21 protein-coding genes and 2 pseudogenes are annotated in these 23,480 nt (G+C 66.7%); 9 read left to right on the top strand and 14 right to left on the bottom strand.

What is annotated here, in order from left to right; translation table 11 throughout:
- Nucleotides 1-197: pseudogene (locus A5659_RS27815) on the bottom strand (hypothetical protein); the annotation flags it as partial.
- On the opposite strand from A5659_RS27815, the pseudogene A5659_RS18000 reads away from it, so the two are divergent.
- The 4 genes and pseudogenes from A5659_RS18000 to A5659_RS17985 form a co-directional block, all read left to right on the top strand.
- A pseudogene (locus A5659_RS18000) lies at nucleotides 196-920 on the top strand (LuxR C-terminal-related transcriptional regulator); the annotation flags it as partial. The pseudogenes A5659_RS27815 and A5659_RS18000 sit on opposite strands and share 2 nt — an antisense overlap.
- A gap of 85 nt (nucleotides 921-1,005) precedes the next feature.
- A complete protein-coding gene (locus A5659_RS17995; RefSeq protein WP_067183067.1) occupies nucleotides 1,006-1,773 on the top strand; it encodes an SDR family oxidoreductase in 768 nt (255 codons plus the stop codon).
- Nucleotides 1,774-1,795: 22 nt separating this feature from the next.
- Nucleotides 1,796-2,518 carry an SDR family NAD(P)-dependent oxidoreductase gene (locus tag A5659_RS17990; protein WP_066877994.1) on the top strand — a complete coding sequence of 241 codons (723 nt, stop codon included), beginning with the start codon at nucleotides 1,796-1,798 and terminating at the stop codon, nucleotides 2,516-2,518.
- Between the two features lie 181 nt (nucleotides 2,519-2,699).
- Nucleotides 2,700-4,307 (top strand): multicopper oxidase family protein, encoded by a 1,608-nt coding sequence (locus A5659_RS17985; RefSeq protein ID WP_067183062.1) that lies wholly within the window; start codon nucleotides 2,700-2,702, stop codon nucleotides 4,305-4,307.
- 3 nt (nucleotides 4,308-4,310) lie between these two features.
- Here the strand turns inward: A5659_RS17985 and A5659_RS17980 are convergent, their stop codons facing one another.
- Genes A5659_RS17980 through A5659_RS17945 form a run of 8 tightly spaced genes read right to left on the bottom strand, consistent with a single transcriptional unit; the run spans nucleotide 4,311 to nucleotide 13,446 of the window.
- Nucleotides 4,311-5,126, bottom strand: coding sequence for an alpha/beta fold hydrolase (locus A5659_RS17980; RefSeq protein WP_067183052.1), 816 nt, complete (start codon nucleotides 5,124-5,126; stop codon nucleotides 4,311-4,313).
- Nucleotides 5,126-6,115 carry a cyclase family protein gene (locus tag A5659_RS17975; RefSeq protein WP_067183049.1) on the bottom strand — a complete coding sequence of 330 codons (990 nt, stop codon included), beginning with the start codon at nucleotides 6,113-6,115 and terminating at the stop codon, nucleotides 5,126-5,128. The genes A5659_RS17980 and A5659_RS17975 overlap by 1 nt, the downstream gene beginning before the upstream one ends.
- Nucleotides 6,103-6,930, bottom strand: coding sequence for a coniferyl-alcohol dehydrogenase (locus A5659_RS17970; protein ID WP_066865709.1), 828 nt, complete (start codon nucleotides 6,928-6,930; stop codon nucleotides 6,103-6,105). The genes A5659_RS17975 and A5659_RS17970 overlap by 13 nt, the downstream gene beginning before the upstream one ends.
- A 23-nt stretch (nucleotides 6,931-6,953) precedes the next feature.
- A complete protein-coding gene (locus A5659_RS17965) occupies nucleotides 6,954-8,255 on the bottom strand; it encodes an LLM class flavin-dependent oxidoreductase (protein WP_066878004.1) in 1,302 nt (433 codons plus the stop codon).
- A gap of 2 nt (nucleotides 8,256-8,257) precedes the next feature.
- Nucleotides 8,258-9,997 (bottom strand): FAD-binding protein, encoded by a 1,740-nt coding sequence (locus A5659_RS17960; protein ID WP_067183046.1) that lies wholly within the window; start codon nucleotides 9,995-9,997, stop codon nucleotides 8,258-8,260.
- Complete coding sequence (locus A5659_RS17955) at nucleotides 9,994-10,911, bottom strand: 3-carboxyethylcatechol 2,3-dioxygenase (protein ID WP_066865700.1); 918 nt, start codon at nucleotides 10,909-10,911, stop codon at nucleotides 9,994-9,996. The genes A5659_RS17960 and A5659_RS17955 overlap by 4 nt, the downstream gene beginning before the upstream one ends.
- Nucleotides 10,859-12,583: a bifunctional 3-(3-hydroxy-phenyl)propionate/3-hydroxycinnamic acid hydroxylase gene (locus A5659_RS17950; RefSeq protein ID WP_067019663.1), complete on the bottom strand. Its 1,725-nt coding sequence runs from the start codon at nucleotides 12,581-12,583 to the stop codon at nucleotides 10,859-10,861. Before A5659_RS17950 ends, A5659_RS17955 begins: the two co-directional genes overlap by 53 nt.
- Nucleotides 12,583-13,446 carry an alpha/beta fold hydrolase gene (locus A5659_RS17945; RefSeq protein ID WP_066865693.1) on the bottom strand — a complete coding sequence of 288 codons (864 nt, stop codon included), beginning with the start codon at nucleotides 13,444-13,446 and terminating at the stop codon, nucleotides 12,583-12,585. Before A5659_RS17945 ends, A5659_RS17950 begins: the two co-directional genes overlap by 1 nt.
- A gap of 126 nt (nucleotides 13,447-13,572) precedes the next feature.
- On the opposite strand from A5659_RS17945, the gene A5659_RS17940 reads away from it, so the two are divergent.
- Nucleotides 13,573-14,250, top strand: a complete 678-nt coding sequence (locus tag A5659_RS17940) for an IclR family transcriptional regulator (protein WP_066865690.1) — start codon at nucleotides 13,573-13,575, stop codon at nucleotides 14,248-14,250.
- Between the two features lie 26 nt (nucleotides 14,251-14,276).
- On the top strand, nucleotides 14,277-15,893 hold the full coding sequence (locus A5659_RS17935; RefSeq protein WP_067183043.1) for an FAD-dependent oxidoreductase: 1,617 nt from the start codon (nucleotides 14,277-14,279) through the stop codon (nucleotides 15,891-15,893).
- Nucleotides 15,894-16,071: 178 nt separating this feature from the next.
- Here the strand turns inward: A5659_RS17935 and A5659_RS17930 are convergent, their stop codons facing one another.
- Nucleotides 16,072-17,292 carry a sensor histidine kinase gene (locus A5659_RS17930; protein ID WP_156749259.1) on the bottom strand — a complete coding sequence of 407 codons (1,221 nt, stop codon included), beginning with the start codon at nucleotides 17,290-17,292 and terminating at the stop codon, nucleotides 16,072-16,074.
- A 113-nt stretch (nucleotides 17,293-17,405) separates the two neighbouring features.
- On the opposite strand from A5659_RS17930, the gene A5659_RS17925 reads away from it, so the two are divergent.
- Nucleotides 17,406-18,059, top strand: coding sequence for a response regulator transcription factor (locus A5659_RS17925; protein WP_067183037.1), 654 nt, complete (start codon nucleotides 17,406-17,408; stop codon nucleotides 18,057-18,059).
- On the opposite strand, the gene A5659_RS17920 is transcribed toward A5659_RS17925, so the two are convergent.
- The 4 genes from A5659_RS17920 to A5659_RS17905 form a co-directional block, all read right to left on the bottom strand.
- The gene (locus tag A5659_RS17920; RefSeq protein ID WP_197498062.1) at nucleotides 18,052-18,930 is read right to left on the bottom strand and encodes a thiamine pyrophosphate-dependent enzyme; all 879 of its coding nucleotides are present in this window, start codon (nucleotides 18,928-18,930) and stop codon (nucleotides 18,052-18,054) included. The two genes, A5659_RS17925 and A5659_RS17920, sit on opposite strands and share 8 nt — an antisense overlap.
- A gap of 163 nt (nucleotides 18,931-19,093) precedes the next feature.
- Nucleotides 19,094-19,981 (bottom strand): methylmalonyl Co-A mutase-associated GTPase MeaB, encoded by an 888-nt coding sequence (gene meaB / locus A5659_RS17915; protein WP_066878024.1) that lies wholly within the window; start codon nucleotides 19,979-19,981, stop codon nucleotides 19,094-19,096.
- Between the two features lie 7 nt (nucleotides 19,982-19,988).
- A complete protein-coding gene (locus A5659_RS17910) occupies nucleotides 19,989-21,128 on the bottom strand; it encodes a thiolase family protein (RefSeq protein WP_067183030.1) in 1,140 nt (379 codons plus the stop codon).
- 112 nt (nucleotides 21,129-21,240) lie between these two features.
- On the bottom strand, nucleotides 21,241-21,759 hold the full coding sequence (locus A5659_RS17905; RefSeq protein WP_067022246.1) for a phenolic acid decarboxylase: 519 nt from the start codon (nucleotides 21,757-21,759) through the stop codon (nucleotides 21,241-21,243).
- A 158-nt stretch (nucleotides 21,760-21,917) separates the two neighbouring features.
- On the opposite strand from A5659_RS17905, the gene A5659_RS17900 reads away from it, so the two are divergent.
- Nucleotides 21,918-22,526, top strand: a complete 609-nt coding sequence (locus tag A5659_RS17900; protein WP_067022248.1) for a cation transporter — start codon at nucleotides 21,918-21,920, stop codon at nucleotides 22,524-22,526.
- Nucleotides 22,527-22,617: 91 nt separating this feature from the next.
- A complete protein-coding gene (locus tag A5659_RS17895; protein WP_082972358.1) occupies nucleotides 22,618-23,472 on the top strand; it encodes a proline iminopeptidase-family hydrolase in 855 nt (284 codons plus the stop codon).
- Nucleotides 23,473-23,480 lie beyond the last annotated feature (8 nt).

The raw sequence follows: 23,480 nt of genomic DNA, 5'->3' as shown, positions 1-23,480 counted from the left end.
ACTCGACGCGCGGCGGCGAAGGCATCGTCGTAGCGGCTCAGACCGTTGTAGAGGACAGCGCTGGAATACCCGGTCAACGCCACTATTCGGCCTTCGCCCCTGGCGATCCCGTCTGTTGCCGCTCGGTCGATCAGATTGGTCGCGACGTTCTCATTGCCCCGCCAAGCGGCCAGCAGCACCGAGTGATATTTGACCGGGTATTCCAGCGCTGTCCTCTACAACGGTCTGAGCCGCTACGACGATGCCTTCGCCGCCGCGCGCCAGGCATGCGAACACGAGGATTTAGGTCTGTTCGGCCAGTGCCTCGTGGAACTCATCGAAGCTGCCGCGAGAAGCGGCGCCAAAGACGCCGCCCATGACGCGCTGCGTCAACTCGAAGCCCGGGCGCTGGGGGCCCAAACAGATTGGGCAGCCGGAGTTTACGCGCGATCACGGGCGCTGCTGACTACCGACCGTGAAGCGGAGGTCTTCTACCGGGACGCAATCGAGCGGCTTGCGCGAACCCGCATCGTGGTTCAGCTGGCGCGGGCGCACCTGTCCTATGGGGAATGGCTCCGCCGCTGCAACCGCCGGATCGACGCGCGCGCCCAGTTGGGTACCGCCCACGAAATGTTCGCCCGGATGGGAGCCGAGGCGTTCGCCGAACGGACCCGTCGCGAGCTGCTGGCCACCGGCGAGAAGGTGAGCAAGCGGTCGGCCAAAGCAGGCGCAGCATCCGGCGGTGAGCTCACGGCACAGGAGGCGCAGATCGCCCGGCTGGCCGGAGAGGGGCTGACGAACCCCGAGATCGCCGCGCAGTTGTTCATCAGCTCGCACACCGTCGAATGGCACCTGCGGAAAGTGTTCGCCAAGCTTGGCCTCACCTCGCGCCGCCAACTGCGAGGTTTGGCCAAGGACTTGGCCCCCTGAGTTCGGCATAACTACGGACTTTCCAGGGTTCCGACTTGCCCTCGCCTGAATCATGCTGAAACGGCCAGTGCATCGGGAGACTTGAAAGGCATGATCATGAAGATTTTGGTAATCGGTGGCAGCGGGCTGATCGGATCACAGGTCGTCGCCATGCTGACCGACCAGGGACACCAAGCCGTCCCGGCATCACCGAGCACCGGCGTCAACACCGTAACCGGGGAGGGTGTTGCCGATGCCGTCACCGGTGTCGACACGGTGGTGGACGTCTCCAACTCGCCGTCCTGGGCCGACGATGATGTCCTGAACTTCTTCACCACCTCCACCCGCAACCTGCTGGCGGCGGAGCGGGCCGCCGGGGTGCGCAATCACGTCGCCTTATCGATCGTGGGCGCCGACCGGGCCGCCGAAAGCGGCTACATGCGGGCCAAGATAGCCCAGGAAAAGGTGATCACGGAATCGGGATCTCCGTACTCAATCGTGCGGGCGACTCAGTTCTTCGAATTCGTTGACGGCATTGCGGATTCATTGGCCGACGGTGACACGGTCCGCGCGCCGCACGGGGCGTTTCAGCCCATTGCTTCGGCGGATGTCGCGACGGCCGTTACCCGTGCGGCGACCGCCGATCCAATCAACGGGGTGATCAACATCGCCGGCCCCGAAAAGCAAGGCATGGACGACTTCATCCGGGCAAGGTTTGCGGTAACGGGTGATGCGCGCCAGGTGGTTACCGATACCGGTGCCCGCTACTACGGTGCGGTGCTCGACGAACGCAGCATCGTTCCCATCGATGGTGAAGATGTGGTCATCTACCCCACCACCTTCAGCGCCTGGATGGCTTCCCAGACACCCAGCGGCGCCAAGTAAGAGGTTTCTACAGGTGAGTCCGATGGAGCTGATGGACCACACCGCCGTCATCACCGGCGGGACGGCGGGCATCGGAATGGAATCCGCGCGACTGCTCGCAAGCGAGGGCGCCACCGTGATTGTCACGGGTCGCAATCCGGTCAGAGGTGCGCAAGCGGTGGAGCTGATTGGCCCGAACGCGCGGTTTATCCAGACCGACATGGCCGATCTCGAGTCGGTGAATTCGCTTGTGCAACAGTGCGGTGAGGTCGACATCATCGTCAACAACGCCGGCACTTTTCCGTCGGCGTTGACGGTCGAACAGAATGCGGCGTCTTTCGAGACGTTGTTCGACACCAACGTTCGCGGTGCGTACTTCCTAGTAGCCGGCCTGATCCCGGGGATGCTGAAGCGCGGCCGTGGCAGCATCGTCAACATCACCACCATGGCCGCATTCAAGGGAATTCCCGGCGCCTCGGGCTACAGCGCTTCCAAAGCCGCGCTGGAATCGCTCACCCGCACCTGGGCCGCCGAATTCGGAGCGGCCGGGGTGCGGGTGAACAGCGTCGCGCCCGGGCCCACCCGCACGCCCGGCGTGGCCGCGGAATGGGGGGAAGTCAACGAGGACCTGGGGCGGGCGCTGCCGTTGGGCCGCACCGCCTTCCCGTCCGAGATCGCCGAGGCGGTGCTCTTCCTGAGTTCTCCGCGGTCCAGCTTTGTCACCGGTTCGACCCTGCATGTCGATGGGGGCGGTGTGGCTGTGTGAGGTCCTTTCGGCCCAGAAGCGTTCGCGCGGGGTCACTCTCACATGGGGGCAAGCCGCCACAGCGTGTTCGAGCATGCCCGCGCACCCGCCCGATAAGCGAAAGGTCTAGCGCTGGCTGTTGCGATCCGCCTAGCATCCAAGCACGAGAACGTTGGGGCGAACCAAAGACGAGGAGCACCAATTGCCCGTGCAACCGACCAGCGGCGGGCCCTTCGACAGAACTCGGCTCACCAGGCGCGGTTTCATGGCCGCCGGCATCGCCGGCGGGTTGGCGCTGACGGCGTGCAGTCAAACCAAGCCCGAGCCGTCGGGCAGTGCCCGAATGTCGGCGGCCATCGCCGAAACCGAGGCCGCCCGACCGCATAGCGGCCGCACCGTCACCGCCAAGCTGACGGCCCAACAGGTCCAGGTCGACCTGGGTGGACCGATCGTCCGCACGCTGGCCTTCGGCAACGGCATCCCCGGCCCGGTGATCCGCGCCAGCATCGGCGACGAGGTCGAGGTGACGGTGTCCAACCGACTCGACCATCCGACGTCGGTGCATTGGCACGGCATCGCCCTACGCAACGACATGGACGGCGCCGAGCCGGCGACCCCCAACATCGCGGCCGGCCAGGATTTCACCTACCGGTTCTCGGTGCCGAATTCCGGGACCTACTGGGCACATCCGCATACCGGCCTCGACGAGGACACCGGTCTGTATCTGCCGGTCATCGTCGACGACCCGACCGAGGGCAACTACGACGCCGAGTGGATCGTCGTCCTCGACGATTGGACCGACGGGGCCGGGAAGAGTCCCCAGCAGCTCTACAGCGAACTGAGTAACCCGAACAAGCCTCCGCAGAACGCGCCCGAAACGACGACGCCGACGACCACGACGACGGAGACAAGTTCATCGGCGTCGGAGACGACGTCGACCAGCCCGACAGCCTCGACGAGCGCCGCGCCCCCGCCTCCGGCGGCGGGCGTCGGCACCAGCGACCTCCTTGGCGGCGACGCCGGAGACATCGCCTACCCGTACTATCTGGCCAACGGGCGAATTCCCGCCTCGCCCATGACCTTTAATGCCAAACCAGGCCAGCGCATCCGCATTCGCTTCATCAACACCGCCTCCGACACCACCTTCCGGGTGGCACTGGCCGGTCACGCGATGACGGTGACTCACACCGACGGCTACCCCGTGGTGCCCGCGCAGGTCGACGCCCTGCTGATCGGCATGGCCGAACGCTACGACGTCACCGTGACCGCCGCGGACGGTGTCTTCCCATTAGTCGCGGTCGCCGAAGGCAAGAACGGCCTGGCCCGCGCAGTGCTTTCCACCGGGGCCGGCAGCGCACCCGACCCGCAGTTTCAACCCGCCGAACTCACCAAGCGGGTGGGCACCGTCGAGATGTTCACCGCGACAACGCCGGTCAACCTTGGCCGCCCGGACCCCCGGCTCAACCTGCCCGTGGTCCTGGGCGGCAACATGACGCAATACAACTGGACGATCAACGGGCAGCCCTACGGCAAGACGAATCCGCTGCACGTGCACCAGGGGCAACGGCCGACCATCACGTTCGACAACACCACGATGATGTATCACCCGATCCACCTGCACGGGCACACATTCCAGGTGATCAAGGCGGACGGGAGCCCGGGCGCCCGCAAAGACACCATCATGGTGCTGCCCAAGCAGAAGCTCGCCGCCGTGCTCGTCGCCGACAATCCCGGCACCTGGGTGATGCACTGCCACAACACCTATCACCAAGTGGCGGGAATGATGACCCGCCTGGACTACGTCTTCTGACGTTCAGACCGCGCCCAGGAAACCCAGCAGCATCTGGTTTACCACCGAGGCCTGCTCGATCTGGGGGCAGTGTCCGGCCTTCTCGACCACCACCGAGCGGGCGCCGTCGACCTGCTCGGCGATCTCGGCGGCCCAACCGGCCGGAAGGAGTTTGTCGCCTCCCCCTTCGACGACCAGCGTGGGCACGCCGATGCGTTCGTAGGCGCGAGCGCTCGATGGCGTCGCCGACGGCGTGGCTCCCGGGCGGCGAAACCTGGCCGCGGCGATGGCTTCCCACGCCCCCGGCGCGGTGCTCGACTCGTAACGACGCCGCACGTAGTCGTCGTCATCGGGATAGCCGGGGTCGAAGAACAACGCCTCCACGATGCGGCGCATCGCCGGCAGCGTGGCGTCATAGTTCTGCAGCGCCTCGAAATGCCGGTTCTGCTGGATTTCTCCGCCGCCGCAGATGATCACCAAGCTGCGAACCGGCAGCAGCGGGGTCTCCGACGTGGCATCGGTGAGCAGATTGATGGCGCCCATCGAATTGCCGACGAAGTGCGCCGAGTCGACCCCGAGCAACTCGCAAAACCGTGCCACATGCCGGATCCGCATGCCGCGGCCGTCGACGAAATCGATGACCTTCGCGGATTGCCCGAATCCCAGCTGGTCGGGCGCCAAGACCCGATACCGTGCCGACAGCGCGTCAAAGTTGCGTTCCCACCCCAGTTCGGCGCCGGCGCCGAACTCACCACCGTGCAGCAGTACCACCGGGTCGCCGTCGCCGGCTTCCAGATAGCTGGTGGTCAGCCCATCGACCGACAGCGTTTGGCGCTGCATCACTTGATCGCGATCGGGTTCACCGGCGAGCCCACTGCCCCAACGAATCTCAGAGGCGGTGCGATGAGTTGAAACTCGTACACACCGTCGGCCGCGCAGTCGGCGGCCAGTGCCGCGAAGTCCCAATACTCGCCGAGCATCAGGCCCATGTCGCGCAGCGTCAACAGGTGGAACGGCAAGAACACGCCGTCAACCCCGGACACCGGGTCTTCGACCTGGAGATTGTCGGACGCGACCGCGGCGATCTCGTGATCGTGCAGCCACTGGGCGCACTGCCAGTCCAGGCCGGAATACGGTTCGGTCTTGTTGCCCGTCTGCAGGAACCTCGTCCACCAGCCGGTGCGAATGAGCAGGATGTCACCGCGCCCGATCGTCACGCCCTGGGAGCGGACGACATCGTCCAATTCCGCTGGAGTGATGGGTTTTCCATGCTCCAGGAAGACCTCCGCGCCGCGATGGCGCACCACATCCAGCAGGACACCGCGCGAGGTGATGCCCTTGCCGTCAACCTTCTCGATGCCGAGGTGGCGGGCCCCGAGGCTGGTCACCGACCCCGCCGGAATCCCGTTGTAGAGCTTGTCGTCGTAGTAGACGTGCGACAACGCGTCCCACTGGGTGGCCGCCTGCAGCGGCATGATGATCATGTCGTCGTTGAACCTGAACAGGTTGTCGACGAAGTACGGACCCATCTGCGCCGCCGTGGGATTGCGATCCCAATTCGGGCCGTAGTGAGCGAGCGTGCTGGCGTCACCACCATCCACCGTCATCACGTGAATGGGATTGTGCCGAAAACCGAAGGCGCCCTGCGGCCCCGACGACCCGAAGTCCACCCCGAGCGGAAAAACCTTGCCGTGGCGGACCAAACCCGCTGCCTGGGCGATCTTTTCGGAGGTGATGAAGTTCAGCGTGCCGAGCTCGTCGTCATCGCCCCAGCGGCCCCAGTTACTGACATCGCGAGCGGCCCGGCGAAAGTCGGTCACACTGGCCACGGAGCACGTCCTTCCTCGAGTTCGCCAGCGATCGCGGCGCCCACGTTTCCGCCGTCAACCCACAACACCTGGCCCGAAATATAGCTGGCGGCATCGCTATTCAGGAAGAGCAGAACCGAGGCCTGCTCGGCGGGCTCGGAAACGCGACCCAGCGGCTTGGGGATGTCGTCGAGAAAGCCCTGCCCGTAGGCGGTGCGCAGCTGGTCCAGGATCGGCGTCTCGGTCACGCCGGGACCCGTGCAGTTGATGCGGATTCCCCGCGCGCCCAGTGGCGTGGCGCTGCGCATGGTGTACAGGATGATCGCTTCCTTGGACAACTGATAGCCGGTACCCAGCACGTCGGGATGCTCACGGCACCAGTCGATGCCCGCCTGCATCGTCGCCGTATGCAGCAGCGGCGCCACCTCCCGCAGGTGCTCCCGATAGGCGGCCGCCGCGAGCGATGACACGCTCACGATGGACGACCCCGCGGACATCTTCGGTATCAGCGCCTCGGTGAGATGGCGCATCCCCAGGAAGTTGACGGTCACCACCAGCAGCGGGTCGCCGATCCCGGACGACACGCCGGCGACGTTGAACAACGCGTCGACCGGACCGGTCACGTCGGCTACCGCCGACTCGATCGATGTCCGGTCAGCCAGGTCGACCTCGTGGAACCCGTCGATCGCGAAGTCCGGCCGTCGCTTGTCCAGGCCGATGACTTCGGCCCCGAGCTCGCTGAGCTGCCGCACCACGTGTTCGCCGATGCCGGAGGCACATCCGGTGACCACCGCACGGCGACCGTCGTAGCGCCACAGCTCGTCGATTGCTCCCAAGGCTCGCCTCGAAATTCTCCGGTTTACTTCTGCTGTTCCTTCGCGCGCTGCGCCGCCTGCACGCGGCCTTCGTTGATCTCCGCCATGGCTTCGGGGATCTCACTGGCGGTGAACTTACCGCCGCGGCCAGTCGGGAGCCCACCAAACGAGTAATCCTCGTCGAATTGCGGTGCGGTCGATTCCGGGCGACGCGACTCCACCTTCTCGATGACGGGCTCCAGCCGCTTCGCCTTTTCCGCCACGGCCTTCGCGTCGCGCTCGATGAACTCGGGAAGCACCTCGGAGCCCATCAGCTCGATGGATTCCATGGTGCCCTCGTGGCTGCGCGGGTTGAGCAGCAGGATGATCTCGTCGACGCCGCTTTCTTCGTAGCCGCGGAGGAACTCGCGCACCGTGGCCGGCGATCCGATCGCACCCCGGCCGGGGCCGTACGCCAGCGTCGGATCCTTTTCCACCTCTTCGAGATAGCGCTGCCACACCCCGGTGCGCCCCGGCGTGTGCACCCCCGTCATGTAGTAGTGCATGATTCCGAACGAGAAGAATCCGCCGCCCTGTCCGAGCCGCTGCAGGGCCTGCTCATCGGTCTTGGCGACCATCATCGACAGGTCGCCGCCGATGGCCAGGATGTTCGGGTTGATGCGGGGGGTGACCGGGACGCCGTTCTCCTCGAACTCCTTGTAGTAGCCGTTCACCCGCTCGGTCAGCGGACCGGGACCCGTGTAGGCGAAACTCAAAGCGCCGATGGCCTTTTGCGCCGCCATCTGCACGCTGGCCGGCCGCGTGCAGGCGACCCACACCGGCGGGTGCGGCTTTTGCAGCGGCTTGGGGACGACGTTGCGTGCCGGCATCTGGACATGCTCGCCGTTGAACCCGGTGAACGGTTCTTCGATCATGCAGCGGATCGAGACCTCGAGGGCCTCTTCCCACTGCGCCCGCTTGTCGGCGGGGTCGATGTTGAATCCGCCGAGCTCACCGACCGACGACGATTCCCCGGTGCCGAATTCGACGCGGCCGTTGGACAGCAGGTCGAGCGTGGCGATGCGCTCGGCCACCCGCGCCGGGTGATTGACCACCGGCGGCAGGTGCATGATGCCGAACCCCAGCCGGATGTTCTTGGTCCGCTGGCTGGCCGCGGCCAGGAAGATCTCCGGGGCCGTCGAGTGGCAGTACTCCTCGAGGAAGTGATGCTCGGTCAGCCACACGGTGGAAAAGCCCGCCTTGTCGGCGGCCTCGACCTCGTTGAGACAGTCCTGCAGCAGGACGTGTTCGTCGTCGGGCGCCCAGGGCCGCGGCAGGGCGAATTCGTAAAACAGCGAAATTTTCATCGTTACCTCCTATGAGTATTAGCGGCTCGGTTGGCTGCTTGTGCCGCAACGTGTTTCGCTGCGACGTAGCCGAAGGTCATGGCTGGGCCGATGGTCGCCCCGGCACCGGCGTAACTGCGGCCCATCACCGGTGCGGAGGTGTTACCCACTGCGTAGAGGCCGGGCACCACCGTGCCATCGGTCCGCAGCACGCGGGCGTGCTCGTCGGTCAGGAGACCGCCCGAGGTGCCCAGGTCGCCGAGCACGATCCGGAAGGCGTAGTACGGCGGATCGCCGAGGGGGTACAGGTTCGGGTTGGGCAGGGTGTGGTCGCCGTAGTAGTTGTCGTACACGCTGTCGCCGCGGTTGAAATCGTCGTCGTGTCCCTTGCGGGCGAGTTCGTTGAAGCGGCGGGCAGTTTCGGTCAGCTGGCTTGCGGGCACGCCGATCTTGGCCGCCATCTCGTCCCATGACATGGCCGCCTTGACCACACCGGATTCCAGCCAGGCCGATGGGATTTTGCGGCCGGTGGGCACCGGCGCCCCCGGAATTTTCGGTATGGGCAGGTGTCCACCGACGACGTAGCGATTGAACGATCTGTGGTCGGTGATCAGCCAGCAGGGGATGTGGGTGATGCCGGACCTCTGGCCCTCGATCATGGCGTGGCCGAAGTCCATGTAGGGAGCCGCCTCGTTGATGAAGCGCTTGCCCGCACCGTTGACGATGAACTGGGCCGGCATCATCCGCTCGTTAAGCATGAACTGCATCCGGCCGTCCGGCCACTGGATCGCCGGGAACCACCAGGCTTCGTCCAGCAAATCCGTTGCGGCGCCGATCTGTTGGCCGGCGCGGATACCGTCGCCCATCGCCGCGGGATTGCCGAAGCTCCAGTCCTGGTCCACCTCGGGCAGAAGTTCTTTGCGCCAGGCCAGATCGTGGTCGAATCCCCCCGACGCCAGGATGACGCCCATACGTGCGCCGATGCGCTGTGTGTCGCCCTCGCGTTCCACCACCGCTCCGGTGACCGCCCCCTCGGAATCGGTGAGCAGTCGCACCATCGGCGACTCCAGCCACAGCGGGATGCCGCGTTCCCGCAGCGCCAGCCGGAGCCGGGCCGCGAGCGACTGACCGATGGCGGCCATCCGCTCGCCGAACACCCGGGCCCGGACCATCCGCGAAATCAATTTGAGCAGCACACCCTTGCCTGCCCATGACTGCCTGATGCGGTAGAACGTGCGCAATTCCTTGGGGCCCAGCCAGATTCCCTTCGGTGCCAGCGCCAGCGGCTGCAGCAGCTTCTGCTCGTCGGCACCCAACTTCCGCAGGTCGATGGGCGGCACGTTGATGGTGCTGCCCAGTTCGGAGCCCCCGGGCAACTCGGGATAGTAGTCGGCATAGCCGGGCTTCCAGACGAATTCGAACCATCCGGACAGTTGCTCCAAGAACTGCAGCATCTGTGGTGCCGTCTCGACGTACTGCCGTAACCGTGCCTCGCTGACCAGGCCGTCGGTGATCCGTTTGAGGTATTCCACGACGCCCTCGGGCGAGGGCACATAGCCCTCCCGCCGCTGCGCGGGGGCACCGGGGACCCAGATGCCGCCGCCGGACAGAGCGGTGGAACCGCCGAAGTGCGAGGACTTCTCGATCACCAACGCGTCGAGGCCGGCCGCCTGGGCCGTCAGTGCGGCCGTCATACCGCCACCGCCGGATCCGACGATGAGTACATCGACGACGTGATCGAAATCGTCCGAGGCCGCCGTCATTTCGGAAGTGCCGTTCTGATGGCGAACCCGGCGATCAGTTCGGGCGCGGGTTTGTAGTAGCGCCCGGTGGTTTCGTAGGGCCCCACCGCTTCCAGCGCCGCGAATGCCGCTACCCACGTGCGGATCTCCTGTGCGGAGCTGCCGCCCTCGTGAGCGACGAACGAATTCGACCATCCATCCAGTTCGCTCAGCCATCCCCCGTCGATGATCTCCAGGAAGCGGTGGTCCCACGCCGGGTTGAGTGCCTGCAGCTCACTGTCACCGGCGGCGAAGCTCTTGGCCGCGTCGATGACGGCGGCTTGCCGGGCCTGGCGCTGCTCGGACGTCATCGGCTGGCCGTGCACGATCCGCTCCAGCACCGGTGCGGGCGCGGTCGCCAAGCTCGGCACCGGCGGGCTGTGCGACAGCCCGCCGGATCCCAGAATCAGGACGCGCTTGTCCAGGGTGGCAAGGTAATTGCCGACGGAGGTACCCAGGGCGCGGCAACGGTGCATCGGGCCCAGCGGTACCCCGATCGCATTGACGAAGATCGGTATCACCGGACGCGAGGTGGCGTCGCCGAACAGCTTCTCCAGCGGCTGGACCGTCCCGTGGTCGACGTCCATGCTGGCCGATACCGCGACGTCGACGCCAGCGTCGAGGACCGCCTTCGCGCAGTCGGCCGCGAGGGTTTCCGGCACGTTGAGCGGGCCGGCGTGGGTGCCGTAGTCCCCCACTCCGCGGGCGCTGGTGCCGATGCAGAAGGGCGGCATCACCTTGTAGAAGAAGCCGTTGTAGTGATCCGGGGAAAAACTGACGACCAGTTCGGGGTCGTAGTCTTCGACGAATCGCCGGGCTTGCGCGATTGCGCCCTCGATGTCATCAAGCAGGTCCCGCGACGGCCCCGGAAGATTCAGGAGAGGGCTGTGCGACATACAGCACAGAGCCAGTGCCATTTTGCAATTCACCCCCTCGCGGCGTGAGTGTGAGCGCATCGATAAGCGCGGCGCTCAGGTCCGGCGCGCGCTGAGCGATGCAGGCGCCCGCGACGCACCGGTCGGGGCGCAGGAACAGCACCGACTCCGAGTGCGTGTCGAACCAGGACTTTAGGCCGCCATGCCGATCACCCACCACGACGACATCGGGGTCGTCGTGCCCCGCCCAGTGCAGCTGGGTCGCCGGTCGGAGCGCGAAGAAGCGCGCGCCCAACGCTTTCCAGTTCGCGAACGCGACGTCGCCGAGGATTTTGCGGGGGTTGTTGTTCCAGCACAACACGGCGAACCAAGAACCAAGCACATCGTCGAGCAACACGTCCTGCCGATCTCGGGTGTCGACGCGCGGCTGGATGAACAGCGTTCCCACCGGCGAATCGGCACGTCCCGGCGCAGCGTGCACGACGGCTCCGTGCTCATAACGCGGCATCGGCTTGAACCGCATCTCCAGCACATATCGCTTGAGCGACGGCACGATTGACGCCGACCGGATCAGGAGATCTCGCGCGTTCGCCACCCGGCGGTTGGTGGGCGAGATCACCCGCCCCACCATGGTCGACAGGTCGATCATGGCGCGGGCGTGCTTGCGGCGTTCCACGTCGTAGGTGTCCAACAGCTTGTCGTCGGCCCGCCCGCTCACCACCGCGGCGAGCTTCCAACCGAGGTTCGCCGCGTCCCGGATTCCGCTGTTGTAACCCTGCCCCTGCCACACCGGCATCAGGTGGGCGGCGTCGCCGGCCAGCAGCAGCCGGCCCCGCCGGAACGCGCCGGCGATCCGCGAGTGGTGGGTATACACGCGGCGCCGGATGACGTCGACCCGGTCGGGGTGAGGCACCATCCGGGCCAGCATCTGGGTCAGGAACGCCGGATCTTCGGCCTGTTCGTCGGTCTCGTCGGCGTGAATCATGAACTCGAAGCGGCGAATTCCGTGGGCGATCGAGATCGAGGCGTACGGGCGTTCGGGGTCGGCGCCGACCTCGCTGTTCGGGTGGCCAAGCGGGTCGTTGGCGATGTCGACCACCAGCCAGCGCGTCGATGACGTCGTCCCGTCGAACGACACCCCCATCACCCGGCGGGTCATGCTGCGGCCGCCGTCGCACCCGACCACGTAACGGGCCCGCAGGCGTGCGGTGTCGCCGTCGTTGTCACCACCGCCGCCGAGTTCGACGGTCACCCCGTCGGCGCTTTCCTGGCATGCGGTCATCGGGCGTCCCCAGCGCACCTGGACGTGCTCGAAGCGGTCCAAGCCGGCCAACAATTCGGCGTCGACGAGGGGTTGCACGAAGCCATTTCGTTTCGGCCAGCCGAAACGTGCGTCCGGCGGGGCCATTTCGGCGAGCACGCGGCGCTTGGCGTCGACGAAGCGCAAGATCTGATTGGGCACCGTGTGCGGCAGCACCCGGTCGGCGAGTCCGATCGACTGGAAGGTCCGCAACGCCTCGTCGTCCAGTCCGACGCCGCGCGGATAGTCGATGAGGGTGTCCCGCTCGTCGACCACCATGGTGCGGATACCTTGCAGGCCAAGGATGTTGGCGAGGGTCAACCCGACCGGACCCGCGCCGACGACCAGGACATCGGTTTCGATGTCACCCACCTCCCGCTTTGGTGCGACCATCACCGGCCCAGCAGGAAATCGAGATGCAGGCGATTGAAAGTCTTGGCGTCCTCGTACTGCGGCCAGTGGCCACAACCGGGCATCACCTCGAAGCGGGCGCCCGGGATCATCGACGCCATGCGACGCCCCTCCGTGACGTCGGCGGTCGGATCGTCACTGGTCCACAGCACCAGCGTCGGGGCGACGATCGAGCCGTATTCGTCCGGGCCGAGGATGTTGCGCGCCCGGATCTCGGGATCCTGCAGCGCCATGATGTCGCTCATCGCCGAGACGAACCCCGGTTGGCGATACACGCGCTGGCGGCTGGCGACCAGGTCGTCGTAGCCCTTGGACTTGTCGGCCATCAGCCATTTGATGCGCGCCTGCACCGTTTCCCAGGTCGGGTCCTCGGCGGCCGCCATGGACAGCGTGATGATCCGTTGCATCACCACGGGATCGGCCTGGGAGCCACCGGCGGTGTTAAGCACAAGCCGCTCAACCACATCCGGATGGTCGATGGCCGCGCGTGCGGCCACCCAGCCGCCGAGCGATTCGCCGCTGAGGTAGGCACGGTCGACACCGATGGTGCGCAGCACGGCCATCAGGTGCTCGACGTAGTGGGCGACTTCCAGTGGGTGGCCCGGCTTGTCGGTGTACCCGTGGCCGAGCATGTCGATCGACCAGGTCCAGAAATGCTCGGCGTGCGCAGCCAGGTTGCGCACATAGGCCTCGGCATGTCCGCCGGATCCGTGCAACAAGACCAACACCGGCTTCCCGGGATCACCGGCTCGCAGGTAGCGCGTCCGCACTCCTCCGGCGTCGAGGTAGCCCTGCTCAAACGCGACGCCCTGCAGATCGCTCCAGATGCTCTCGAACTCCGCCACGGTGCTGTCCGGCCTCCAGATCGGGGAAATCTCGTTCTCGTGTTCGGCTTACCTAGTGTGCTAATATCGCACACTGATGTGCGTTATATATAGAGCTTCGCTCTCACGGGAAGGTCTGTCAAGGCTGTGACGGGCTCGGGTACCGGCTCGCAGACCCTGGCCAGGGGCCTGACCGCGCTGCAGATGGTGGCGGACTCGCCCAGCGGGTTGACAGTGCAGCAGCTCGCCGACCAGGTCGGGGTGCACCGCACCATCGCCTACCGACTGCTCACGACGTTGGCCGAGTTCCGGCTGGTGGCCAAGGGAGAGGACGGGCGCTACCGTCCGGCGGCGGGCCTGGCCGTGCTCGGCGCTTCCTTCGACCGCAATGTGCGCCAGGTGAGTCTGCCGACGCTGCGCGCGCTGGCCGACGAGCTCGGCACGACCGTGTCGCTGCTCATCGCCGAAGGCGACCAGCAGGTGGCGATCGCGGTGATCGTGCCCAGCCACGTCGCCTACCAGCTCTCGTTTCACGAAGGCAGCCGATATCCGCTGGACCGCGGCGCGGCCGGGATCGCCTTGCTCGCGTGCATGCCTCCGCGTCCGGGCGAACGGGAGCTGGTTTCCCGTGCGCGCGAACGTGGTTGGGTGACGACCTACGGCGAGATCGAACCGAACACCTACGGCCTGGCCGTCGGGGTGCGCCGCCCGGTGCCCTCGCCACCGACGTGCATCAACCTCATCTCACACCGAGAAGACGTGGTGATGCGCGGGAAGGACGCGGTCGTGAAAGCCGCCAAGCAGTTGTCGGAGCTCCTAAGCTAGCCACTGAGCCGAAGGGATAGCAGTCCATGTCATGGGACCACGAAGCCGATGTCGTCGTGCTCGGCAGTGGTGGTGCCGGCCTTACGGCCGCGCTGACCGCAGCCGTGGCGGGTGCCTCGGTGGAGGTTTACGAAAAGGCCTCGACCGTCGGCGGGACCACGGCCGTGTCGGGTGGCATAGTGTGGATCCCCGCCCACAACCGTTCTCCGGACGGCGAATTGACCCCGGCTGACGCGTTGCGATATCTGCGCGCGCAGTCGCTCGGTTCGATGGACGACGAGCTGGTGGAAACGTTCGTTCGCACCGGGCCGGCGATGCTCGACTTCATCGAGGCGCACAGCGGTCTTCAGTTCGAGATCGCCACCGGCTTTCCCGACTATCGTCCCGAGTTACCGGGCGGACAACCGGCCGGTGGCAGGTCGCTGAGCGCCGCCCCCTTCGACCTGGCTCAGTTGGGCGAATGGGCAACTCGCATCACGTCTTTCCCGGCCGACTGGTCCAACGTCGGTTTCGATGCCGAGACCAGGGCGCGCCTGCACGCGGCGATCGACGAACGAACCAGCCATCTGTGCGTGGCCGGCACCGCGCTGATCGCGGGACTGCTCAAGGGCCTGCTGGATGCGGGGGTGACCCCACACACCAATGCCCGCGCCGAAGGTCTCATCGCCGAGGACGGAGAAGTCACCGGAGTGCGCGTGGCCCTGCCGGACGGGACGATCACTGTTCGCGCTCGGCATGGCGTCATCCTGGGCACCGGCGGCTTCGAGTGGGATCCCGCTCTGACTCAAGCCTTTCTGCGCGGCCCCATGCACGGGGCGGTCTCGCCGCCCAACAACACCGGTGACGGCTTGCGCATGGCGATGGAGCAGGGGGCCGACCTGGCCAACATGGGCGAAGCGTGGTGGGTACCGATCGTGCAAATCCCGGGCGACACCATCGAGGGCAAGCCCCGCAGCCGCAGCGTGCGACTGGAAAGGACGCGGCCGCGCAGCATCATCGTCAACTCGGCCGGCCGCCGCTTCGTCAACGAGGCCTGCGATTACAACTCGATGGCCGGCGCCTTTCATTACCTGGACCCTCGCGGCGGCTACGTCAACGACCGCGGATGGATGGTGTTCGATTCGATTCACCTGCAGCGCTATGGATTTCTCGGTATCGAGCCGGGGCAGCCCGTCCCCGACTGGTTCTGCGAGTCGGCAGACCTCGCCGAGTTGGCCGCCAAGACCGGTATCGACGCCGACGGTCTGGCCCACACCGTCGAGAGCTGGAACCGTCACGTAGCCGGCGGCGCGGACCCCGACTTCGGTCGCGGCTCGAGCGCGTACGACGGCTACTGGGGCGACGACAGCGCGACCACCCCGGCCGGTAAGACCTTGGGCCCCATCGACACCGCGCCCTTCTACGCGGTGCCGGTGAGCATCGGCGCAATGGGCACCAAGGGCGGCCCCCGCACCGATCACGACGCCCGCGTCCTGCACGTCGGCGGCGAGCCGATACCGGGTCTTTTCGCCGCGGGCAACGCGATGGGCGGCGTGACCGGACGGGCCTACGGCGGCGCCGGCGGAACACTGGGCCCGGCAATGGTTTTCGGCTACCGTGCGGGCCATGCGGCCGCCACCGGGAAGTCGGTCGACCTGAAATAGGGGTTATATCGATGGGCGCCGCCGAGCGCGGTGGCGCAAACCGTTCACCATGGGCACGGTGATGGCGCTCCGTGGTGAACCTCCGCCGAACCAGTAGGTGACTTTCGTTCGTGATAGCGCCGGTGCTAGCGCGGATGGAATTCACCTAATGCGTGCCGTTCACGAGTGCGCGGAGCGGTCAATTCCTCAACGGCACTTCGACGCAGACATGGGTTCCCACCGGGGCATCGAGAAACATCAAGGCTCCCCCGGCGGCTTCCACCCGAGCTCGATGCGATGCCAGCCCGATGTGCCCCTCGCCCAGCCGCCGCGCCACCGTCTCCTGGCGCAACCCCACACCGTCGTCGACCACATGCAAGACACAGGTCCGGTCGGTGACCCCGAGCATGACCGTCGCCTGCCGGGCCTGAGCGTGCTGGACCACGTTGGACAGCAGCTCGCGCGCCACCCCGAACACGACGGCGTCGATGTCGCGGCGCCCCGAGTATTCGATCTCCGTGCTGATGTCGATGCCGCAACGCTGCGCGGTGAACTCGGCGAGCTGCTGCACCGCGGCCCCCAGCCCGACCTGCTCGAGCACCGCCGGATGCAGCTCGAAAGTGGCCTGCCGCAGCCGTTCCGAGGCCAGCTGCAAGCCCCCCAGCGCCCGGCCGACCCGCTCGTCGCCCTCGAACGCCGCATCCAATTCGACGAGCTCCTGGCGCACCGCCAGGATGTCTTGCAGCGGCCCGTCGTGTATGAATTCCGAGATCCGGCGCGCCGCCTCGTCCGAGGCGTTCATCGTCTGGGCCAGCAACTCCTCCCGCAGCGCGCTCAGCCCGGCCACCGAGCGGGTGTGGCGCTCCTCGATGCGCACCACCAGAAAGGCCGCGCAGCAAAGGAATGCATAGAGCAGGAACCGAAACCCCGCCTCGGCCAACCTGTCCCCCCTCGACATCACCGGATCCTGCAGCACGGCAGTGGCGAACCCGAGCATGGAGAAGATCAACACCACCGCCGCCCGGCGGGAGGAGACGTCCAGCCCCAACAGGACGGGCAGCATGGCCATGATCAGCAGCGGGTAGATCCCGTTGGTGGACAACAGCTGAAACACCGTCAGCGCGACGATGTCGATGACGGTGAACGCAAACGGCTCCAGCCGGCCGATCGCGACCAGTCGGCCCATCCCGACCCAGCGTCGGAAAGGGGCGAAGGCCAGCCCGAATGCACAGAGCGCGACGAGTGCGTACAGGACGATCAGGACGCTTTCCTGCGGCCACTCCGATCGGCTGGTGCCGATGATCATGGCCGCGACCATGAGGCCGACCACTCCGATGCGCAGCACCGAGCCGATGCGGTACGAGCGCAACTGGTGAACCGTGCGCACCCGCTCCAGCTCTGCGTCACCGGCTACCGCCACCCGATCACCGTACTCATCCGCGTCCGTCACCCCGAAGCAAACGGGAAAATGACTCATCGTGCCGTCCGGAGATCGCGAACGTCGCTGCTCCGCAAACCGCTACACTCGTCGCCATGGTCGGCGCGGCTAGCCCGGAAAAGGTGCGCGTGGTCGTCGGCGATGATCACCCACTTTTTCGCGAGGGCGTGGTGCGGGCCCTGTCGTCGAGCGGTTCGGTGAACGTCATCGGTGAGGCGGAAGACGGTTCTGCCGCATTGGAATTGATCAAGTCGCACGTGCCCGACGTCGCGTTGCTCGACTACCGGATGCCCGGCTTGGACGGCGCCCAGGTGGCGGCGGCGGTGCGAACGCAGGGGTTGCCCACCCGGGTGCTGCTGATCTCCGCGCACGACGAGTCGGCGATCGTGTACCAGGCGTTGCAACAGGGCGCCGCCGGGTTCGTGCTCAAGGACTCGACGCGCAGTGAGATCGTCAAGGCCGTGCTCGACTGCGCGCAGGGCCGCGACGTGGTGGCACCGGCGCTCGTCGGTGGTCTTGCCGCGGAGATCCGGCAGCGTGCGGAGCCGTCGGCACCCGTGCTCAGTGCGCGCGAGCGTGAGGTGCTCAACCGGATCGCCCGCGGTCAAAGCATCCCCGCGATCGCCGGTGAGCTCTTCGTGGCGCCGTCGACGGTCAAAACGCACGTGCAACGCCTCTACGAGAAGCTCGGCGTCGGCGATCGCGCGGCCGCCGTCGCCGAGGCAATGCGGCAAGGTCTGCTCAGCTAGCGGCCGACCAGGGATTCGGCTTGGGCGTGGACGCGATCTGCCGCGCCCGCACCACTGCTTTGGCCGACGCTATGGCCTCGGCGATCAGGTGGCGTGCCCCGCGTTCCACCTCGCAGAGGTGATCGCCGCTGCCGCCGGCCGCGATCAGCTGGCGGCGTGCGAAGACCAACGGATCCACGGCAATGGGGTGGTTCGTCTGATAGGTGATCGCCTCGACCAGGGCGGGGCCGTCACCGGCGCTCGCGCGGTGCACCGCTTCGGCGACCGAGTCGGCCACCGCCACAACGTCCCTGCCGTCGACCGACAGCATGGGCATCGCGTCGAATTCGTAGGCGCACCGGCGCGCGTTCGTTCCACCGCGGATATTTTCCACGACGAACACCACCGGCAGCCGCCATTGCACGGCAATCTTTGCGGCCGTGGTGAACTCGACGGAGTGGGTGTCGCGGCCTCCGACGGCACACAAACTGACGTTGCCCTCGCCGGTCAGGCGCTGCGTGTTGGCGTCACCCAGCGCGAACATGGTCGATTGCCCCAGAGCGCTTTCGTTGGCCATCGACCGTTTCCAGTCGGCGACCCCGGCGCCGACACGGCGCCGCGGGCCGATCATGTCGGCGATGGCGGGGCCTAGGGGAAGGGCCAGGCCGACCTGCTGGGCGTGCCGGAATTGCTGGGTGGTGGCGTTGACGAGATCGCCGGGCCGCAGAGCCGCAACCGCGCCGATCGCCACCGCCTCCTGGCCGAATTCGGTTCGCGTGGCGTCGTCGATCAGGCCGTCGACTTCGAGCTCCTCCAACGCCATGTCGAGCAGTCGCAGTACCCACATTCGCCGATACAGCTCCAGGTGGTCATCACGGTCGAGCGCTGCCAAAGGCTGGGGGGTGTGCGTCATGCCGGATCTCCTAACTCGCTGGCCGAGGTGGCCGCCGCGTGAAACACGACCTCAACGTAGGGCGATTGCGCGGGTGGCACCTCCGCCGATCGGCCCGCAAACGTGATGAATGCCCGTTCCCCCGATTGGGGGACAGCCGGGCTCAGTCGGTCCGGGGTGTGGGAGGTGAGATCAGCTGATCGGCGGCCGTGTAGGGGTCCTGGTCGCCGTCGACGACCGCCTCGGCGAGCCGGTCGAGATCCGGCTGGGTCCGCAGCCTGGTCTGCGCGAGGGAGAGAATCTGCGCCCGCGCCCGCGCCAGCCGGCGGGCACGGCTGTCGGTGCGGCGATGGTCCTCGATGGCGGCCATCAGGTCGTCGATGCCCTCGCCCCGGGCGGCGATCAGGGAGACGATCGGGGCACTGGTTTCGGCCCGCAGATCCCGAACCGTCTGTTCGGCACCGTCGCGGTCCGCCTTGTTGACCGCCACGATGTCGGCGACTTCCAGCACGCCCGCCTTGGCGGCCTGAACCGCGTCGCCCGCACCGGGATTGAGGATGACGACCGTCGGGTCGGCGACGGCGGCAATCTCGATCTCGGACTGGCCCACCCCCACCGTCTCCAGCAGGACGACGTCATACCCGATCGCCCCCAACAACCGGATGGCCGCCGGAACCGCGGCGGCCAGGCCGCCCAGGTGCCCACGGGTGGCCACCGAACGGATCAGGACGTCGGAGTCGTTGATATGCGCGGCCATCCGAATTCGATCACCCAGCAGCGCACCCCCACTGAACGGGGACGACGGGTCCACCGCCAACACCGCCACCCGGGAACCGCGCTTGCGGTAGGCACTGACCAGCGCGGCGACCGTCGTCGACTTTCCCGCCCCCGGGGGGCCGGTGATGCCGACGACCGGGCCCATGCCGCCCGGCGATGACCCGATATTCGCCAAGACCTCGTCGCGCTGGTCGCCCTCGACGAGGCTGAGCAGGCGACCGACCGCACGGGGAGATCCGTTGCGCGCGCGGGCAATCAGATCAGCGATGATCATGTACGCATTATGGAGCCGCGACCTCGATCACCGTCGCCGCGCCCATCCCGCCGCCCGCACACATCGCCGCGACGCCGATGCCGCCGCCGCGGCGGCGCAATTCGTGCACCAGGGTGACCAACACCCGGGCGCCGGTGGCCGCGACGGGGTGGCCCAGCGAGCAACCGCTGCCGCTGACATTGACCTTGTCGGGGTCGAGCTCGAGCAGCTTGATGGTGGCCACGCACATCGCGGCGAACGCTTCGTTGATCTCGAACAGGTCCACGTCGGCGATCGAAAATCCGCCTCGCTTAAGGGCTTTCGGTATCGCTTCCACCGGCGCCAGGCCGGTGATCGCAGGGTCGACGCCGACGGATGCCCAGGACCGGATGGTGGCGAGCGCGGGCAACCCGAGCCGGTCGCTGGCGATCGTCAGCACCGCGGCGCCGTCATTGGCGCCGCAGGCATTGCCGGCGGTGATCGAGAAGCCCTCGATTTCTGGGTGCAGCGGCTTGAGCGCGCCCAGCTTCTCCATGCTGGTCTCCCGGCGCGGGTGCTCGTCGACAGCGAACAACCCGTGCGGGGTCTCGATCGGCACGATCTCCTCTTTGAAGCGGCCTTCGTCGATGGCGGCGATGGCGTTGCGGTGTGAGCGCAGCGCCCAGGCGTCCATCTCCTCGCGACTCACGCCGGCCTTGACCGCGGCGTTCCAGCCCACGGTGATCGACATGTCCATGTTGGGGGCGTCGGGCCGGTCCGGGTGGGTCGGCGGAAACCAGTCGACCCACTCGCCGTCCACCTGCATCCGCGACCGCGGTGACGTCGACGCCGAGTTCACGCCCCCGGCGATGACGAGCTGGTCCATGCCCGCGCGCACGCCGGCGGCCGCGGTCTGCACGGCCGCCTGCCCCGCCGCGCAGTGCCGGTTGTTGGCCAATCCGGGCACCTGCGTCAGCCCGGCGGTGACGGCGGCGTGGCGGGCGAGCACGCCCCCGCCGTAGAGACCCTCGCCCAGGATCACGTCGTCGACCTGCGTCGGGTCCAGATCCTTGGCGGCCTCGCTCACGACGTGGTGGGCCAGGTCGAACGCACTGGTATCGCGCAGCGTGCCCTTGCGAGCGGTGCCGATGGGGGTGCGCAGGGCGGACACGATGACGGCTTCAGACACGGGTCGTTCTCCAGTTCAGCCAGCGGGTACGGGGCCGCAGCGGCACTCGCACGTCCAGTGAGAATCGTATTCTCTCATTGCGAGAGTGCGAGTCGCAACAATCGCCCACCGATCAGTTGGTGCGGTCGGCCCATCCCGCGGGCAGATGTTCGGGACCGGTGTCGATGACGCTCTCGTCGTCGGCACCGACGTATTCGAACAGGGTGATGTAGGCGAATTCCGGGACTTCGTAGATCGGGTAGGTCGGGCCTTGATCCCGGTAGGCCTGCATCTCATCCAGGTGTTCGTTCTGGAAGCAGACGGTGCGCTCACCGTGCTGCCGGATCCACTGGGGAAAGAAGATGACCCCGTGAACGCGGCGTTTGGCGGGCAAGACGTTGACGGCCACGCAGGTGCCGGTGGGTTCGGACCACGAGAGTTTGAAGCTGTCATCGTCGAGTTGGACGAGGTTGACGTGCTGGCCTTTGACCCAGCGGCCGCCGACGTGCCCGGAGTGGATCCGGTAGTCGATGGTGGTGGCATTCTTGACGTACATCTCGTATTGCCAACCGTTGGCGTAGGTGTAGATGAAGCGGTGCCCGACGATTCCCGAAAGGTCTTGCGCCGGAATCGGATTGTCAACACTCGTCATTGCCGTTCCTCCCCGTTTGGCCCCGCAGCTCCTGCACTGGGAAATCCTGCCGGGAACGCGGCTGCTGCGGCAACCACGCCCGGCGACGTCGAGGTTTCCTGCACCGTCCTTCGACGATATCGGCCATGGCGGTATGCCGGTATGTGAGACTGACTGCGATGAGCCACTTGGACGAGGCCGCCCGCCGGTCTCTGCTGCGGCGCGGATTTGCCCTCGAATACGCCACCTTGGCCTGGAACGTGGTTGGCATCGTTATCCTCGCGTCGGCCGCCATCGCGGCCAGATCGGTGGCGCTGGCCGGGTTCGGTCTGGACTCGCTGATCGAGATCGGCGCCTCATCGGTGGTGATCTGGGAGCTGTCGGGAACAGGAGCGGCCCGTCGACGAAAAGCGTTGCGGCTCATCGGCGCCGCCTTTGCGGCGCTAAGTATTTACCTGGTGGTGCAGTCGACGATGGTCCTCGTCACCGGCTTTCACCCTGAGCCCTCGCGCCTGGGTATCGCATGGACGGCGATCACCGCGGTGACGATGTTCGCGCTTGCGGCCGGCAAGGCCCGAACCGGTGCCGCCCTGAGCAACCCCGTGCTCACCACTGAGGGCCGCGTCACGCTCGTCGACGGCCTGTTGGCGGCCGCGGTGCTCCTCGGCTTGCTGCTGAACAGCATCGCCGGTTGGTGGTGGGCGGACCCCCTCGCCGGCTACGTGCTCGTGTTCTACGCGCTGCGCGAGGTCAAAGAAATCTTCTTCGCCCCGTCACCGCCGCCCTGACTCAAATCAGCGCCACGAGACAACCCCGTGTCAACGGCGTCACAGTGCGCGAAACCCCTCGATTTGCGATGGTGGATGAATGACTCAGGGCATGGTCGCGGTCCCGGGCGGCCACGTGTGGTTCAAGCGGACCGGAGGCGGCGCGGGTCTTCCATTGCTCGTCGTTCACGGCGGGCCTGGCCTGCCGCACGACTACCTGCGGTCGCTGGCGCGGTTGGCGACAGAGCGCGAGGTCATCTTCTGGGATCAGCTCGGTTGCGGGCACTCCGAATGCCCACCCGATCGCGAGCTTTGGACGATGCAGCGCTCGGTGGCGGAGGTGGACGCGGTGGTGCGGGCCCTGGGCCTGAACCGCTTCCATCTGTTCGGTAACTCCTGGGGCGGAATGTTGGCCCAGCAGTACGCGCTCGACGCGGCCCCCGCCGGGACGGCGAGCCTGATCATTTCCAACAGCATCGCGTCCATCCCGGAGTTCGCGAAGATGGTGGGGCGCTTGAAATCCGAGCTGGATCCGGCCACCCAAGCCGCCATCGACCGCCATGAAGCCGCCGGCACCACGCACTCTCCCGACTATCAGGCCGCCATCCGGACCTGGAACGAAACCTATCTGTGCCGGGTGCGCCCCTGGCCGCCAGAGCTCGAGGATGCGTTCCGGAACATGGGCACCGAGATCTTCGAGACCATGTTCGGCCCCAGCGACTTTCACATCGTCGGCACCATCCGGGACTGGGATGTGGTCGACCGGCTCCATGAAATCACCCTCCCGACACTGATTCTCGCGGGCAAGTACGACGAATGCGTTCCCGAACACATGTGGGAGATGCACCGCCGTATAGCGGGTTCACGGTTCGAGTTGTTCGAATCCAGTGCTCACATGCCGTTCATCGAGGAACCCGACAAGTTCGACGCGGTGATGCGTGACTTCCTGCGCCGGCATGACTCGTGAGGCCGTCG

Source organism: Mycobacterium sp. 1165196.3 (assembly GCF_001673415.1).
In the GTDB taxonomy this organism is placed as follows: domain Bacteria; phylum Actinomycetota; class Actinomycetes; order Mycobacteriales; family Mycobacteriaceae; genus Mycobacterium; species Mycobacterium europaeum_A.
This window is presented reverse-complemented; position numbering and strand designations above follow the sequence as displayed.

Coding starts and splice junctions, on each gene's coding strand:
- meaB (WP_066878024.1), bottom strand. CDS start 19,981: ATGATCATCGCTGATCTGATTGCCCGCGCGCGCAACGGATCTCCCCGT.
- A5659_RS17990 (WP_066877994.1), top strand. CDS start 1,796: ATGGAGCTGATGGACCACACCGCCGTCATCACCGGCGGGACGGCGGGC.
- A5659_RS17995 (WP_067183067.1), top strand. CDS start 1,006: ATGAAGATTTTGGTAATCGGTGGCAGCGGGCTGATCGGATCACAGGTC.
- A5659_RS17960 (WP_067183046.1), bottom strand. CDS start 9,997: ATGACGGCGGCCTCGGACGATTTCGATCACGTCGTCGATGTACTCATC.
- A5659_RS17905 (WP_067022246.1), bottom strand. CDS start 21,759: ATGACGAGTGTTGACAATCCGATTCCGGCGCAAGACCTTTCGGGAATC.
- A5659_RS17900 (WP_067022248.1), top strand. CDS start 21,918: ATGAGCCACTTGGACGAGGCCGCCCGCCGGTCTCTGCTGCGGCGCGGA.
- A5659_RS17955 (WP_066865700.1), bottom strand. CDS start 10,911: ATGTCGCACAGCCCTCTCCTGAATCTTCCGGGGCCGTCGCGGGACCTG.
- A5659_RS17935 (WP_067183043.1), top strand. CDS start 14,277: ATGTCATGGGACCACGAAGCCGATGTCGTCGTGCTCGGCAGTGGTGGT.
- A5659_RS17925 (WP_067183037.1), top strand. CDS start 17,406: ATGGTCGGCGCGGCTAGCCCGGAAAAGGTGCGCGTGGTCGTCGGCGAT.
- A5659_RS17895 (WP_082972358.1), top strand. CDS start 22,618: ATGGTCGCGGTCCCGGGCGGCCACGTGTGGTTCAAGCGGACCGGAGGC.
- A5659_RS17980 (WP_067183052.1), bottom strand. CDS start 5,126: ATGCAGCGCCAAACGCTGTCGGTCGATGGGCTGACCACCAGCTATCTG.
- A5659_RS17950 (WP_067019663.1), bottom strand. CDS start 12,583: ATGGTCGCACCAAAGCGGGAGGTGGGTGACATCGAAACCGATGTCCTG.
- A5659_RS17965 (WP_066878004.1), bottom strand. CDS start 8,255: ATGAAAATTTCGCTGTTTTACGAATTCGCCCTGCCGCGGCCCTGGGCG.